This is a genomic window from Streptacidiphilus sp. EB129 (assembly GCF_041262645.1).
GTDB lineage: Bacteria > Actinomycetota > Actinomycetes > Streptomycetales > Streptomycetaceae > Streptacidiphilus.
Window position 1 is genome coordinate 12,070 of record NZ_JBGCCS010000060.1, and the last position, 15,117, is coordinate 27,186.

A 15,117-nucleotide genomic window follows, 5' to 3' on the forward strand; every position below is an offset into this window, starting at 1 on the left:
GTACACCTTCACGTCATCGACGAGCCGTGCCACCGCGACAACCCGCAGGGTCCAGGACCGGCAGGTCCGCTTCATCTGGGACGACGCCGTCGACGCCCTGGAAGACCTCTGGGACAACGTCATCGCCCACATGGCTTTGACCGTGAACGGCCAGCCCCCAGCCTGCCGCGCCCCCTGGATCACGCTTCGAGAAGAAGCGCGGGCCCCATGCAGTCGGCGGCCGGTGTCAGGGTGCGCGTGTGTCCGGTGTTCTTGACCGCCTGGGTACCCGGACCGCTGCCGCATGGCTCAGGCCCGTACACGCCGGGCAACGCCGGGCCCTGGTCCACGGGTGACGGGACGTCACGGGGCCGGCGTCCCCGGCAGCTGGCGTCCGGGGCCTGCACCAGGCCGCGCCGGGCTGCTCCCCGGTCTGCCAGGGGGTCCGGAGGTGTGTCGTTGAGGGGGCCGTATCGGGGGCCGTAGGGCGGTCCGTAGTGGGGGCCGTAGGCCCGGCCGTTGGGCGGTTGTGCGGGTGTGGCCGGCCTTGGCGTCGTGCCTGCCCAGGGGGCCTGTATGTCCTCGCGGGGACTCTGACAACCCCCTGTGCGCGCACTCTTCCTGTTGTCCTGTGTGGTGATGGTGGGTAAGGGCGGGCGGGTGCGCGCGTCGGTGGTTTTGGTGGTGGCTGCGCGGGCTGGTTGGTGGTGTGCGCTCGGCGGTGCCGTGCGCGGGGATGTGCAGGCCGGTGCGGTTCTCTCCCGCGAAATGCTCGCGTCGCCAGCGGGTGCGGCAGGAGCCGCCGGTGAGGGCGACCGAGGGCTACCGTCTGCTCCGGCATCGGCAGAGAGGGCACCTGCGAATCGTGATCCGTCCGCGCCTTTGCGCGAGCTCGACTGCCCGGCTTGGGAGTTCCACCTGGCTCGGTGAGGGTGCGTGCGGGCGGGGCGGTCAGGACGCGGGGCGGTCCGGGGGCACGCCCGACTCCTGCCGACGGCACAATGGTGTCCGGGTCATCGGGGTCCGGGGCAGGGAGCGCGGGGATGTGGGCGACGGCGTTGCCGATCGCTTTGGCGCGGGAGGAGCACAGGACGGGATCGAGGCGTCCGTCCGCTCACGTCGATCAGGTGCAACGCCCGCTCGTCGAAGCCCGTGCTCTTGTGGCACGCCATGCACGCGCACTGTGGGCCGCTTCGAGGGCGGTGAGGGTGGAGTCGGTCAGTACAGCGCTGGAGTTGATCCTCGGCTCGTGCTGCTTGTCTTCGCGCACCCGGTTGAGTGCTTCGTGGTGGCCGATGCCATCGGGCTGCTGCGGCTCCCTGGCTCGCTGCTGGTCGGTGTTGGGTTTGGTCACGATCGTCTCCTTGGAGACCGGCTCTGCGCCCACGCCGTCGGCCGGTGGAGAAGAGGATCCGACGGTTCGTTAAGTCTGGGGTCTGGATCCTGTGGGACCTTCTCGCGGGACTCGCGCGGCGTGGGCGCACGGCAGCGGGATAGGCGCTCGGCTCGTCTGGGGCGCCGGGCTGTCCGGGGGTTGCGGCAGCGACGGGGGGACCGGGATTCTGCACGGTCTGCGGCCGGGGCGTGCTCCTGCGAAACGCGGTGGCCGCCCTGAACGGGCTCGGCCCGCTCCACGTGCCGCTGGCGCCCGCTCGCCGCGCCTCGTGGTCGGCGCGTCCCCTGCCGTGTCGGGTGGCGGTGTACGTCCCGGACCCGCCTTGGCGCCCAGGCGCTGTGCGGGCCTCCCAGCACCCCGTTTTCGAGAGGTACCAGCCTCGCACCGGTAGCGTTCACTTCCATGTCAATGCAACGCGGGGCGCGCCTTCATTGCGTTAAGTTCTCACTCGATGCAACGATATTTGGCCTTTGGCCTGCAAGAACGCTGATCTGGTGCAGCGGAGTTGTTGCCAGTTGTGCGAATGCAACGTAGCGTTCTCGATGTCAGAAACACAGTGCACGCAAGGAGAGAACGATGCAGAAGTTCGCCACCGCCGCCCCGGTCTCCGCCGTTGTGGAGGTCCCCGCGGGTCGCATCCAGGTCATCGCCGCCGACCGTCACGACGCCACGGTCGAGGTCCGGCCGAGCAACCCCGGCAAGGGCCGGGACGTGAGGGCTGCCGAGCAGGTCGCGGTCGAGTTCGCCGACGGGGTCCTGACGATCCGCGCCGCCGGGCCGAAGAACCAGTACTTCGGCCCGACCGGGTCGGTCGAGGTCACTGTCCAGGTGCCGTCCGGCTCCCACCTCGACGCGCACACCGCCAGCACCGAGTTCCGCGGTGTCGGCCGCCTCGGCGACGTCGTCTTCGAGGGCGCCTACAAGCAGATCAAGGTCGACGAGGCCGCGAGCCTGCGCCTGACCGCCGTCGACGGCGACGTCGAGGTCGGCAGCCTCAGCGGCCCCGGCCAGATCAGCACCGCCCGCGGCGCCATCAAGATCGGTGAGGCGAGCCGGGGCGCGGTGGTGCTGCGCACCGAGATGGGCGACATCACCGTTGGCGCCGCCGCCGGCGCCTCGGCATCCCTGGACGCGGGCACCGGTCACGGCCGGGTCAGCAACGCGCTGAAGAACGACGGCACCGCCGTGCTGGACATCCGGGCCACCACCGGCATGGGCGACATCACCGCCCGCAGCCTGTGACCCCGGCGAACACGCCCGCCCGCGCCACGATCACCGCCGGCCGGGTCCACGGCTGAACGCCCACGGCCCGGCCGGCCACCCGGTCCCGCACCACAGATCCGCCACGAGACGCAAGGGGAACATCATGACGAACAACACCAGCAGCTCTTCAGCCGACGTGGCGTGGAGCGGCATGGTGCCGGTCCACGACACCGCCCTGGCCGCCGCCGACACCGGCGGCGCCGGCGTCCCGGTGGTCTACTGCAACGGCCAGTTCGCCACCCAGGGCTACTGGCGGCGCGTCATCGCGGAGCTCGGCACGCAGCAGTGGCGGCACATCACCTTCGACGAGCGGGCCCGCGGCCGCAGGTCAGGGCGCTCGAAGGACTACTCGTTCGAGGCCGCTGTCCGTGACGTCGACGCGGTCCTCGCCGCGCGCGGCGTGGAGCGGGCGCTGGTGGCCGGCTGGTCCTACGGCGCGTTCGTCGCGGCCCACTGGGCGAGCCGGAACCCCGAGCGCGCGATCGGCGCGGTGCTGGTCGACGGCGCCTACCCCTACGACTGGCTGGACGAGGCGATGGAGGAGCGGATCCGCAAGCTCTTCCGCCGCATGGGCTGGTTCACCCCGCTGCTGCGCCCGACCGGTCTGACCCCGCGGATGAGCGCGGCCGAGCAGGCGGAGAGCAACATCGAGCTCGGCCGGTTGTCCCGGGAGCGCGAGTTGGGCCCGGTCCTGGACAACATCAGCGTCGCGACCCGCTTCGTGGTCGCCTCGGGTACGTCGTTCGGCAGCAAGGGCGACGAGCAGGAGCGGATCCGCACCAGCCTCGACGGGGTGACCACCCGGAACCCGAACATCACGAGCGTCAAGGTCGCCGCCAACCACGGAGCGATCCTCAAGAAGGAGTTCGTGACCATCGCCGACTCGGTCCGCGACATCGCCGACCAGGCCCAAGCCCGGCTCTGAGCCCAGGTGAGCGGAGGCCGTTGGGAGGCGGCCGTTGGGAGGCGGCCGACCGGGACGTCGCTGGACACAGGGGTGCCGCCACCGTCGTTGACTAAGCATCCGGACATCGAGAAGTGCTCTCGGCGCTTCGATGACCATGTTCATGCTCGAACCGCTCCACGTGCCGCTGGCGCCCGCTCGCCTGCGACATGCCGGTCTGGTGTCAGTGGGCGTGCCGTCAGTGACGGTATGTCAGCTAGGGTGCCGTCTTAGCTGGTCAGCTGTGCCCTGGGGATTTGGGTGCTGCTGTCATGAGAGTGGCATGGTGGGTGTTCTTCGCTGTCGTGGGCTGGCGTTTGGTGTCGGCTGGGGCTGTCGCCGGGGTGGTGGGTGCGATGACGACGGGGCAGTGGGTGCTCAGTCCTGGGCCCATCCAGGCGACCGGGCCAGAACGCGCCTACGACACTCAGATAGCCATGCAGCGAGCCCGGGTACCACTGCGCCGCGCCTGCGCGCTGCTCTCGCTGGCGTTCAACGACTGCTGGGACGTGCGGGTCAGCCCCTGTCCCTTGGTGCCGGGGCGTGAACCCACGCCGTTGCCCCACCCAGGAAGAGCCGGCCCGCACATTCCGCGACGAGGACGTTGCCGACATGCGAGCGGCCAGCCGCGCGGTGCTTCTCCGGGAGTTGGAGAAGGCCACCACCGAATCCTCCGACACCTGACACCGCGAGTCCTCGGCGACAGTTGGGTCGCAGTGGAATCGCTCGCCGCGGGATGCCGCTGGGCAAGGCCGGGACGCCGTATGCCGTGCCGTAGGCCCTGCCCACTGGGATGCCGTATGGGGTGTCGTATGCCCTGCAGTAGGGTGCGCGCGCCCTACGGGAGCGGGCGGGTGTTCTGCCCGCTCAGCGAGCCTGCAAGGGCTATCCCGGAGACGGACAACCCCACCAGCGACCGCAGCACGCCCTGCGACAGTCCACCAACCCGAAGCCCACTAAACGATCAAAACAGGGCGGTGGATCCCGTGTCACCCTGCAACGCGCCGGTAGTGTTGGTGAAGCCGGCTTCGAGTTGGAAGAGCGCCCTGCTGCTTCCCCCGAGGTCCGCCGCACCCGTGAAGCCGCTGCTGCTGGCCGTCGTCGTCTTGACGACCACGACGGAGGAGATCTTGTCGTTGAGGTCGTCACCAACGTAGGGGGTGTCGGTGGTGAAAGTCGTGCTGTCCCCGCCGAAGTCGGCGTCGGTGTAGACGGTGACCTGGTAGCCGGGGACAACCGTCAGGGAGCTTACGGTGTCGTTGCCCACGGCGTCCGGGGCGTCCAGGCGCTCGATGTTGTAGGCACCCTCGGCCAGGATCATGCTGGCACCGGCGTAATTCTCGTCGACGAACAGCTGGGCCGCGCCGCTTGTGAGTGTCATGTGCAACCTCCAGTGATGTCAGGTCCCTTGATTCTTCCTCAGCTGGCGGGCCAACAGTCCCGTTACCCGAGGACCAGTGCTGACGTTGGCCAGCGCGTGCGGGCCTGAGCCACGCGGCAGCGGCCCGGGCACCCCAGGCGGTCAAAACCCCGCTGCGACCTCGGAGCGCTGGCTCGCGTTGCTCACAGAAGTCAGTGAAGAGCCGGCCGGTGTACCTGCACTGTGCGCAGTTGTCCGCGCCCGGTGGTCATGACGGGTGGTCGTGTGGTCTGACCTGGTGTCATCAGGTAGGTGGGTGGGTGGTTTGTGGGTGACTTTCGTGGAGTTGTTGGGATCGGTGCAGGTGGGGTTGGGTGGTCAGTTCATTGGGTGTTGGTCGGGTTGGCTGGGCGGCTCGGGGCGGGGTTCGGCACGGCGCTTGCCCCGGGGTGGCCGTGCCTTGGTGGGGTGGCCTGCTTTCGTGGGCGTCGGGTGGGGGAGTTGGGTCAGGTGGTGTTTGAGGGTCGTGGGCGGGTTGTGGGGGCGGGTGTCGGGGTGTGGTCTCGGTTGGCTGCGATGCGTTCGGGGTCTTGCGGCGGTCGAGGAGCTCCGGGTAGTCGCGCTGCGGTCGGGAGCGGGTTTGTGCCCTGGCCGTGCAGGCCCTGGCGGACGGCGATGGCATCGAGGCGGGCGAGCGCGCGTGTCGTGGCTGGCTTGTTGGATCCCCGATGCTGGGCTGCTTGCCTGTCGGTGGCCGGACGTCGGCTGGGTTGTCGGGGGCGCGTGTCAGAGTGTGCTCCATGCTTGCGATCACCGTGCAGAGGGAAGACAGTCAGCGCTGCCATCCGGTGGCCGCGTCCGATCTCGCCGCGCTGGTCCGCCGGATCGGCGACCGGGGCGACACGTTCCTGGTCGTCGAGCGGATACCGGACCTGCCCGACATCTACATCCAGGTGTTGCACCGGGCCGGGGAGGGCTACATCCTGGAGCACCGCGACGGCGCGCCCGACCGACACTTCCAGGCCAGAATCGAGGGACCTGAGTCGGTGATCGCGGCGATGACCGGCTGGGCCCGGCTGAACGACGACTGGGACGCCGGGATCGCCTGGGAGCTGCTGGACCTGGGACCGGTCCTGGCTCCGGTGCCCGCGCTGGATCTGGAGGACGGGGAGCGTGAGCTACTTGAGGCCCGTATCCGCGAGGTGATCGCCGGCGGGTACGCCACCCGGGCGGAGCTGGCCGAACTCGCTGAGGAGTACCTCGTCTCGCCTGACCGCAGACCCGTCTCGCCCGCACAGGCGAGGCTGCTGGCCGACCGGCTCTGGCTGGAGCGAGTCGAGGAGCAGGCCCTCTGGGCGGGCGAGACGGACCCGGAACGCGTCACCCTCGCCTTCACCGCGCTGGAGGCGGCGGGCATCACGGCCCGGGAGAACTTCACCTGCTGCCGCACCTGCGGACAGACGGAGATCGGTGCCCAGGCCGCGCCGGGGGCGCGCGGTTTCGTGTACTTCCACCACCAGTGCACGGACGCGGTCGCTGCTGGGCAGGGCCGCGCGCTCCTGTACGGCGGGTTCGACGGTTCAGCCGAGACCACGGCGGCGATCGGAAGGGAGGTCGTGGCGGCCATCGAGGCGACCGGGCTGACGGTGGAGTGGGACGGCAATCCGCAGCGGGCCATCACCGTCACCCCCTTGGACTGGCAACGCCGCCTCACCGGCTGATGCCAACCGTGTCGGTCACTCGCTCCTGGTCATCATCTGGCACCTGCTCAACGACCTCGCAGCCCCGTACATCTTTGGCCGGGCACGAGCGGGTCTTACGATCAAGCCCATGACGAGCACGCCGGAGTACTGGACCGTTCGCCACTTCTCCCAGGCCAACCCTCCAGGTCCGGGCTGCGACAGCATGCCGGCGCTCTTGCGGAGCCTTGCCGACTCGATCGAAGCGTTGGGCCCAGTCGAGGTTCAGGACGTCGTCATCGAGTCGGAGACGACTGAGCACGGACCCTGGCGGTCTGGGACGGTCTACTTCCACCTGCCCGAAGACGACTGAGCGCGGATTCTGGCGAACAAGATCGGAGCACAACTGATCGACAGGACACGGCCCAACTCCGCAACGACACACCGATCGCCTGGGGCCAGGGCCGCTCCGCGCCCTGGCCCCAGGCCCGAACAGGTGTCACCCAGCACGGTACGCGAGCTCAGTGGCACGGGCCCGCACGCGCTGGGCAACGCCTGGCACTGGTCCGCCGGTGACGGGACGTCACCCGCGCCGGCGTTTCTCGCATCTGGCGTCCGGGGCCTGCACCAGGCCCGGCCGGGCTGTTCCCCGGTCTGCCAGGGGCCTACGGGGGTGTGTCGTTGAGGGGGCCGTATCGGGGGCCGTAGGGCCCTCCGTAGTGGGGGCCGTAGGCCCGGCCGTTGGGTGCTTGTGTAGGTGTGGCGGGTCTCGGTGTTGTGCCTGCTCAGGGGGCCTGTATGTCCTCACGGGACTTCTGACAACCTCCTCTGCGCTCTCTCTTCCTGTTGTCCTGTGTTGTGGTGGATGGTGGGTGGGGTGGGTAGGGGCGGGTGCGCGCGTCGGTGGTTTTGATGGGCTGGCGGCGCGGGCTGTTTGGTGGTGTGCGCTCGGCGGTGCCGTGCGCGGGGATGTGGCGGGGTGTCAGCGCGGCCTGCGTCATTGAGATAGGCGATGCCTTGTGTGGTGACCGTCGGACGGCGGTCGTCGCGCGCCGTGCTCGGCTCGCTGCCCATCCGGGGCCGGGGGCGCAAGGAGTGACCGCGCTTCGTCGGGAGCACCTCGTGCTGACGTGGGGACCGGCTGAGTTGGGGATTCTCCACCGTCCTTGCCGTCTTCTTCGGCATGATGGGACCACACGTAGACGTGACAGGCTCACAACACGCTGTCACCGGCGAAGGGACTCCAGATGTCGGACGAGACAGCCCCCGAATTCCCGGACACCAGCTCCTTCTACTCCAAAACCCTTGCCTCCGATCTCAACAAGATGGCGGAGGCCACCGACGCCCAGGCCACCGAGGACACCGAGGGCACCTCGGACTAGGGGTTCGTGCAGGCGTGTTGACGGAGCGCAGGGTCATGCGGCGGCGGCCCCCGTTCCAGCATGCTGGCTCCACCGGGGATCTCGGTCGTCCTCATGATGGACATCGAGGTCCCCGGGCCGGCATCACGGGCGTGTCCGGCTTCATGCACCAGAGCTTCACTCCGTCCTGGGATACGGCAGCGGCTGCCGCGCCCGGGACCCAGGCCGGGTCGGACGTCGCCCAACGCGATGCCCTAGCTCCGCGGCCTGGGCCCGTACGCACTGGGCAACGCCCGGCACTGGTCCACGGGTGACGGGACGCCACGGGCGCCGGCGTCTCCCGCAGCTGGCGTAGCGGCGCGCACCAGACCGCGCCGGGCCACTCCCGGGTCTGCCAGGGACCACGGAGGCCACCGCCATCCCCGCCCCTCCTCCCGGCAACCGGCGAAATTCCGCTGCGCCTTCTCCAATTCCTGGCTCCCATTCCTCGCTCTGTTGCGAATCTGCGGGTTGGTGTCACCGCTGAAATGCATGGAGTGTCACTGTGTTTGTGCTGGTGGGTTGGGTAGTGGTGACGTTTTCGTGCGGTGATCATGGTGTCATTTGGTGACGTTGTCGCTGGACAGGCTGGTGCGGCTTCCTAAGCAAGATCGTTGATGGTTTGTCCTCGCGGGTCCTGGCGTTCATGCGGGTCGTGCTTGTACCGGACGCATCGGCTGGTGTCACCGGAATGCGGTTTGTGGTGTCACCGGGGTGCGGTCTGCTGCTTGCTGGGAGGGCGGGGCACCAGCGAGGGAGTGGGTGAGGGTGTGTCGGATCCGACGGGTGCCGGCCCCGGTTCGCTTTCCGCGCCGGTATCGGTGGGGGTGGTGCGCGCGCAGGCGGTGGGGCGTTTGCTGGCGTTGGATGCGCGGGGCGAGTTGTCGACGGATCATGCCCGGCTGGTGGCCGTGGCGGCGGGGGTGTCGCTGCGGACGGTGTGGCGGTGGTTGGAGGCGGCCCGTGAAGGGCGTAGCGGTCCCGTGACGCGGGAGCGTTTCACGCTCACCGCGGATCTGCACGCCCGCCTGGTCCGGTGGTGTGGGAACACCGCTGCGGTGCACCGCGAGCTGGTGGCCGAGGCCCGCGCAGGGGCGCTGGCGGGGGGTGGGGACGAGGCGGTGGTGGCGTCCGCGGTGGCGGGGGTGGTGTCGCTGGCGACGCTGCAGCGGGCGGTACTTCGGGACTTGAATCCAGGTCAGCGCGCGGCTTTGCAGGGCGGGGAGCGGGCACGGCGTCGGCATGACGTGCACCTGCGTCGTCCGCGCCGGTGGCGCAATGCGTGCTGGGAGGGGGACCACACGCACGTGCCGGTCGAGGTGGACTTGGAGGGGGAGCTGGTGTGCCCGTGGGTGACCTGGTTCGTGGACTGCGCCACGGGCGCGGTCGCGGGGGCGGCGGTCAGTGCGCATCAGCCGTCGCGGGACGGGGTGCTGGCGGCGCTGCGGATCGCACTGACCCGCTTCGACGCCGAGGGCGTGTACGGGCCGATTGGGGGACTGCCGTCGTTGGTGCGGGTCGACCGGGGCCGGGACTTCCTGTCGAGGACGGTGGGTGCCGCGCTGGGGGCGTTCGCGGTACCGGTCCAGGATCTGCCCGCGTACCGGCCGGAGTTGAAGGGGACGGTGGAGAACCTCAACCGCTGCGCGGAGCGGATGCTGTTCGTCTCGCTGCCCCGCTACCGGCACGCCCCCACCGCCGCGCCCCGCAGGCGCGCCCGGGACCGGGACCCGACCCCGCCGCTGGCCTTCACCGTATTTGTGCAGCTGCTGCTGGACTGGGTGCGCTGGTGGAACACCGAGCACACCTCGCAGGCGCTGGCAGGCCGAACGCCGCTGCAGGCGTGGGAGGCGGACCCCACGCCGATCGAGGACGTCCCCGCAGACCAGTTGGCCATGTTCACGTTGGAGGGCGACGGACGTACCCGTGCGCTGACTGGCAGCGGGGTCCGCTGGCGGGGCCGCTACTACGTGGGCGCCTGGATGACCGGCTACGCCGACGCCGGGACCAGGGTCCGGATTCGCTACGTCCCCCACCATGACCGCGAGATCGAGGTCTTCGACGCCGTCACCGGCAGCCACCTGGGCACGGCCCATCTTGCCGACGAGGCCACCGGGCCCGAGCGCGCCGCTCTGCGCTGTGCCCGGGGGCAGGAGCGGCGCCGTCAGGAGAAGGCCCTGGCGGCCAGTGCCCGTGACAGCAGGGAGCGGTTCGCCGCGATGACCACGGCCACGCTCCCGGAACGGTTGCGTGCGGTGACCGCGGAGCAGGCCGCCGTGGAACTGGCGTCCCGCCGTGCCGCCGACCTGGCCGCACGCGCCCTGCCGGACCTGATCCCGCCCAGGGAGCCGCCGGCCTCTTGGGCCCGGCCGATCCGCCGCCGGGTGCCCGGCACTGGCACGGGCGTGGACACGGGCCGGGGTGACGCGCCGGCCGCACCATCAGCTTCCGCCCCTGAATCCCGTCACGTAGACAAGGACACGGACCAATGAGTGCTACGGGTCGTCATGGCCGTCTGCCAGGTGAGCGCGAGGACCACTACATGCGCTTGGCGGGTGCGCAGGTCGTCGTTACGCGGGCGCTGTTGGCGGTGCGGGAGGACATCCGCGCCGCGATCGAGGCGAGGGCGATGGTCTGCATCTACGGGCCTGCCGGCCATGGGAAGTCGTTCGCGGTCAACGCCTCGCTTCGCGAGCTCGCGCCCGCGCTGACGCACCGGATCCAGTTCCGGGCCCGGCCCTCGACCCGGGACCTGCGCCACGAACTGTTCCACGCGCTCGGTCTGCCTGGCCGCCCGCCGGCCCACCCGATCGAGTTCGACCGCACGCTGCGCCGTGCGCTGGGGGAGCACCGGGTGCTGGTGTGTGACGAGGCGCAGTGGCTGTCGAAACTGTGGTGTGGGACGCGGGGTGGGTTGGCTGGTGGCGTTGCTGTTTGTGTGCCGGCTCGTTAACCCGTCTGGCGGTACACGGGCTTTTCAGGTGCTGCCTGTAGATGCGTCCACGGGATCGGGGTCGGGGTAGTGACGGGTCGGCACTTGTGTCTGGTCAACGGCGGTATGGCGGTCCTGGGACCGGGTACCGGCGCGGGGGCGGATGATCCGTGGGAGTTCCAGCGGGCGTGTGTGGCGGCGTTCGCGGCGACGTGGGTGGTGCGGGGTTTCTCCCCGGCGACGGTCCGTGGCTCGGCCTCGCTCCTGGCGCGGGTGCTGGCGCAGTTCGACCGTCCGGTGTGGGACATCGATGCCGGCCACGTCGACGCCATGATGTACGCCCTGGTGGCCAAGGGCCGGGCCCCGGGCACGCGCAGGGCCTATGTGCAGGCCCTGCGCTCGTTCCACGAGTTCCTGCAGGAACGTCAGCGGACAGAGATCTACGCACGGTTCGGTGTCCGGTTGGGCAGCCCGTTGGACCGGTTCAACCGTCAGCGGCACGCCTGCGAGGGCTCGCCCCTGGTGGGGGCTCCGCCCACGGCCGAGCGCCTGACGGCGTTCTTCGCTCACGCCCGCGAACAGATCGCCACCGCTGAGGACTACCGCGCCACGGCCCGGGACTACGCCCTGCTGCGTACGCTCTACCACGCGGGTGTGCGGATCGGTGAGCTCGTCCGGTTGGACCGCGCGGACGTCCATCCCCAGCAGGGCCACTCTGGCCGGCTGCACGTGCGGTTCGGCAAGGCTGCGAACACCTCGGGCCCCCGCCCCAGATGGACGCCGCTGCTCGACGGCCTGCAGGAGGTCCTGGCCTGGTACCTCGCCGACGTACGACCCCTGTTCCCCGACACCGCCGCACTGTTCCCCGACCCGCACGGCGACGTGCTGAAGCCCGAGACGGTCCGCGACCGCCTGGCCCGCCTGCTGGACGGGGAGGGCCGCCCGTATGCGGACCGCTTTGCGCCGCACGCACTGCGCCGGGCGTGCGCGACCCACCACTACGAGCGCGGGATGGACCTGGTCGCGGTCCAGCAACTTCTCGGGCACCGGCATATCGCCTCGACCATGGCCTACGTGAAGCCCTCGGCGCGGTTCGTCGAGGACGCCTGGCAGCGCGCCACCACCGAGGCGCTGGCGGACCTGGTCGGATGACCGGCAACCAGAGGGAGGACCTGATGACCATGCACACCACCCCGCCCGATGACCAGGACCCGGACCCGGACCCGAGTTCGGGCACAGTGACCGCCACCGAACCCCCGGTGCGGTGGCGGCTGCGGATGGCGGCGGCCGAGCGCGGAGTGTGGACCGCTGCCCAGCTGCGCCGCCTGCTGGCCGAACGCGCGCACCTGGACCTTTCATCCGCCTCTGTGTCCGTGCTGTTCACCGGGCAGCCCTCGCAGATCAAGCTGCGCACCCTGGCCGCCTTGTGCACCGCACTGGACTGCACCCCGGCGGATCTGCTGACCCTGCGCACCACCGACACACCCCTGCCGTCTTCGACGCCCGCCAGCCCGGCCGCGGTGGCGGCCTGCGTACCGCCACCGCGGCCTGCTCCCGCCACCCCCGTCCCCGCGCTGCTGCACGCGACGCCGCTACGCCGATCCCTGCCCCCGCTGTGACCGCGACTTCGAAGCAGGGCACCGGGGAGCTCCCCGTGCCGGTGCCGTCCGGCGCGGGTTCCCGCGGCCGGTGCCCCGGCTGCGGGAACCTGCGCCGTCTGGGCACGGCAGATCAGCGCTGCGCCTGGTGCGTACGCACGTGTCCCGGCTGCGGCGCCGGCAGGCGCTCGCGCGCCGAGGTGTGCGCGGCGTGCAGCCGCCGTGCCGACGAGGCACCCGCCAGGGGCCGGTGCCGGCGCTGCGGTCGGCGTCGCGTCCTTCGGGCCGCGACACAGTGGTGCCGCCCCTGTACCGCCTCCGACACGGACACCGCCGCCGTGGCCCGGTGCGGGAGTTGCGCACGGACCGGGCAGTGGGCCAGGGGCCTGTGCAAGGCCTGCTACGACCGCTCACCCCACCGCGTGACCGTACGCGCCGCAGGCTGGGCCCGCCGACTGCCCCACGTCCCGCTCTGGTGGGACGAGTTCGCCGCGTACCTCACGACGTACCGCAACCCCGCCTACGCCGGCCAGCTCATCACCCACACAGGCCGGCTGCTCCAGCACACCGCAATCCAGGACCCCCGAGCCCTCCTCGCCCACTGCCAGGCACACCACCCCCAGCTCAGCCCCGTCCTGAACAGCTTCTTCATCGCCCGTGACCACCTCCCGACACCATCCGACCCCCAGGACGAGCGGGCCACCGCTCGCCGCACCCGCCGCCTCGACGCCATCCCCGGCCCACTGCGCCCGGCCGTGGAGGCCTTCGCCGAGGACCTGCTCGCCCGACGCCGCCAGTGCGACCAGCTGGGACTGCAGCCGGTCAAGCTGAAGACCATCGAGGTCCGCCTGGACACCATCCGCGACCTCGCACTCCACCTCGATGCCCCAGGCCGCACCACCTGGGCGGGCGTCCACGCCGCGGACCTGGAGAGATTCCTGGCCCGCAACCCGGCCCGACGCGCCGCCTGGCTCGCAGGTCTGCGCCAGTTCTTCGCCCACGCCCACCGCACCGGCACCGTCCTGCACGACCCCGCCGCCGCACTGAACGCTGCGCAGCACCGGGGGTTCCGCGGCCCCACCCTGGCCCCCGACGAGCAGCGGGCCCTTTACCAACGCTGGACCACCAACCCCGACATCCACCCCCACGAGGCATTCATCGGCCTGGCCGCGCTGCTCCACGCCGCGACCACCACCGAGGTGCGCTTCCTGACCGACTGCGCAATCGACACAGCCCGCCACGGCGTCCAGTTCCCCGGCCGTCCCGTGGCCACCCCGCTGGACCCCGCCACCTGGACCGCTCTGGAACGCTGCCAGTGGCACCGCACCCAGCTCGGCTCAGCCAACCCTCACCTGCTGGTCACGCGCCGCACCAAGACCACCCGCAACCCAGCAGGAGCCGCACACATCCGCGACACCCTGGCCCCCACCGGCCTGCTGCCCCGCATCCTGCGATCCACCCGCCTGATCACCCTGGCTGACCAACTCGACATCGAACTGCTCTCGGTGTCCTTGGGCATGTCCTATTCCGGGGTCACGCCCTACCTCCAGCCACCGGTCCATGTCTCGCCGTGAGGAGCGGGCACCAATTCGAATGGGGGCACCAGAAGACCCCGCTCAGGAGCGGTTGGCGTTGAGCAGGCGCAGGCAGTCGAGGCCGAAGGCGGTGAGCTTCCATTGCTCTCGGCCGGGGCCGCCCCCGCCCCAGGTACCGACCCCGGCGTCGAGCGCGAGGCCTTCCGCAACGAGACGGGAGATGGAGGCATCGAGGACGTTGGCGAAGCCGGGAAGGTTGTCGAGGATTTCGTCCCGGCGCCAGCCCAGCCAGCGGGTCGGCGAGGTCACCCCGCTCTGCGGGTCCATCGGCATCCACCCCGGCTGCTCGGCAAGCAGTTCCATGAGCTTCGCCTCTGGCACATCGATCCGCGCCAGACCGCGGACACGCAGTGTCTCCGCGTCGACCCGTGTGTCGTCCTTCACTCCTCGGCCGAGGCAGCGGCCCAGCGCACGGATCTTTGCCTCCAGGGGCGTCTCCATCGCGGCCTGCACTGTTGCGGCGAGCAGGGAGAGCAGCTCAGGACTGCTCTCGATTGTCTCGGAGAACCGGTCGATCGAGGCCTGAGCCTCGGCAGCACCGATCGCGAGGACCTGCACTGCACGGTCTTCCCTGCGCTGCCGGATCATCTCGAACAACCGGGTCCCAGCAGCATCGACCAACTCCTTGCCGATGGCACCAGCGACGGCTCCCGCAGGTCCCGCCAGTGAGACAGCAGCCGCAGCAGCGCCAGTCGTGACCTTCATACCCAGCTCGGCGGCCCGGAGGCTCTTCGAATCTTCCGTCACACGGTCAGATTAGAGTGCGGGCGTTCAGCCCAGGGCGGAGTCGAGGCGATGTACGAGCTCTACCGTCGGTCCGGCAACCCATATGTCCCTGAAACCCACCTCACCTGCCCAGTCCGCGTGCTGCGCCCTGGTGGTGCAGAACCCGAAGCAGTGGAAGGCACCGAGCGGGCTGATCACGGCCGTACCGGTGTTCCGCGGCTTCCCCGACCAGCAGGTCCCGTCCAC

General features: G+C 70.4%; 13 protein-coding genes. 10 read left to right on the forward strand and 3 right to left on the reverse strand.

Translation table 11 applies throughout. The annotated features are described in order from the left end of the window. Positions 1 to 1,102: 1,102 nt before the first annotated feature. Positions 1,103 to 1,333 (reverse strand): hypothetical protein, encoded by a 231-nt coding sequence (locus ABH925_RS35510; protein WP_370155289.1) that lies wholly within the window; start codon positions 1,331 to 1,333, stop codon positions 1,103 to 1,105. Between the two features lie 618 nt (positions 1,334 to 1,951). Between ABH925_RS35510 and ABH925_RS35515 the strand changes: the two genes are divergently transcribed. After that, positions 1,952 to 2,617, forward strand: coding sequence for a DUF4097 family beta strand repeat-containing protein (locus ABH925_RS35515; RefSeq protein WP_370155292.1), 666 nt, complete (start codon positions 1,952 to 1,954; stop codon positions 2,615 to 2,617). A 124-nt stretch (positions 2,618 to 2,741) separates the two neighbouring features. Next, a complete protein-coding gene (locus tag ABH925_RS35520; protein WP_370155293.1) occupies positions 2,742 to 3,563 on the forward strand; it encodes an alpha/beta fold hydrolase in 822 nt (273 codons plus the stop codon). Positions 3,564 to 4,545: 982 nt separating this feature from the next. Here ABH925_RS35520 and ABH925_RS35525 read toward each other — a convergent pair. Next, complete coding sequence (locus ABH925_RS35525; RefSeq protein WP_370155295.1) at positions 4,546 to 4,962, reverse strand: peptidase inhibitor family I36 protein; 417 nt, start codon at positions 4,960 to 4,962, stop codon at positions 4,546 to 4,548. 779 nt (positions 4,963 to 5,741) lie between these two features. Here ABH925_RS35525 and ABH925_RS35530 point away from each other — a divergent pair. The 8 genes from ABH925_RS35530 to ABH925_RS35565 all read left to right on the forward strand — a co-directional run bounded on the left by ABH925_RS35530 (position 5,742) and on the right by ABH925_RS35565 (position 14,124). After that, complete coding sequence (locus ABH925_RS35530; RefSeq protein ID WP_370155296.1) at positions 5,742 to 6,662, forward strand: hypothetical protein; 921 nt, start codon at positions 5,742 to 5,744, stop codon at positions 6,660 to 6,662. 109 nt (positions 6,663 to 6,771) lie between these two features. Continuing rightward, a complete protein-coding gene (locus ABH925_RS35535; protein ID WP_370155298.1) occupies positions 6,772 to 6,993 on the forward strand; it encodes a hypothetical protein in 222 nt (73 codons plus the stop codon). Between the two features lie 874 nt (positions 6,994 to 7,867). After that, a complete protein-coding gene (locus tag ABH925_RS35540; RefSeq protein WP_370155300.1) occupies positions 7,868 to 8,002 on the forward strand; it encodes a hypothetical protein in 135 nt (44 codons plus the stop codon). An 863-nt stretch (positions 8,003 to 8,865) separates the two neighbouring features. Next, complete coding sequence (locus ABH925_RS35545) at positions 8,866 to 10,512, forward strand: Mu transposase C-terminal domain-containing protein (RefSeq protein WP_370155316.1); 1,647 nt, start codon at positions 8,866 to 8,868, stop codon at positions 10,510 to 10,512. Next, on the forward strand, positions 10,509 to 10,973 hold the full coding sequence (locus ABH925_RS35550) for an AAA family ATPase (RefSeq protein WP_370155302.1): 465 nt from the start codon (positions 10,509 to 10,511) through the stop codon (positions 10,971 to 10,973). The genes ABH925_RS35545 and ABH925_RS35550 overlap by 4 nt, the downstream gene beginning before the upstream one ends. Positions 10,974 to 11,078: 105 nt before the next feature. Further along, complete coding sequence (locus ABH925_RS35555) at positions 11,079 to 12,104, forward strand: tyrosine-type recombinase/integrase (RefSeq protein WP_370155305.1); 1,026 nt, start codon at positions 11,079 to 11,081, stop codon at positions 12,102 to 12,104. A gap of 23 nt (positions 12,105 to 12,127) precedes the next feature. Then, positions 12,128 to 12,571 (forward strand): helix-turn-helix domain-containing protein, encoded by a 444-nt coding sequence (locus ABH925_RS35560; protein WP_370155307.1) that lies wholly within the window; start codon positions 12,128 to 12,130, stop codon positions 12,569 to 12,571. A gap of 401 nt (positions 12,572 to 12,972) precedes the next feature. Continuing rightward, the gene (locus ABH925_RS35565; protein WP_370155310.1) at positions 12,973 to 14,124 is read left to right on the forward strand and encodes an integrase; all 1,152 of its coding nucleotides are present in this window, start codon (positions 12,973 to 12,975) and stop codon (positions 14,122 to 14,124) included. A gap of 42 nt (positions 14,125 to 14,166) precedes the next feature. On the opposite strand, the gene ABH925_RS35570 is transcribed toward ABH925_RS35565, so the two are convergent. Then, positions 14,167 to 14,892 (reverse strand): hypothetical protein, encoded by a 726-nt coding sequence (locus ABH925_RS35570; RefSeq protein WP_370155312.1) that lies wholly within the window; start codon positions 14,890 to 14,892, stop codon positions 14,167 to 14,169. Positions 14,893 to 15,117 lie beyond the last annotated feature (225 nt).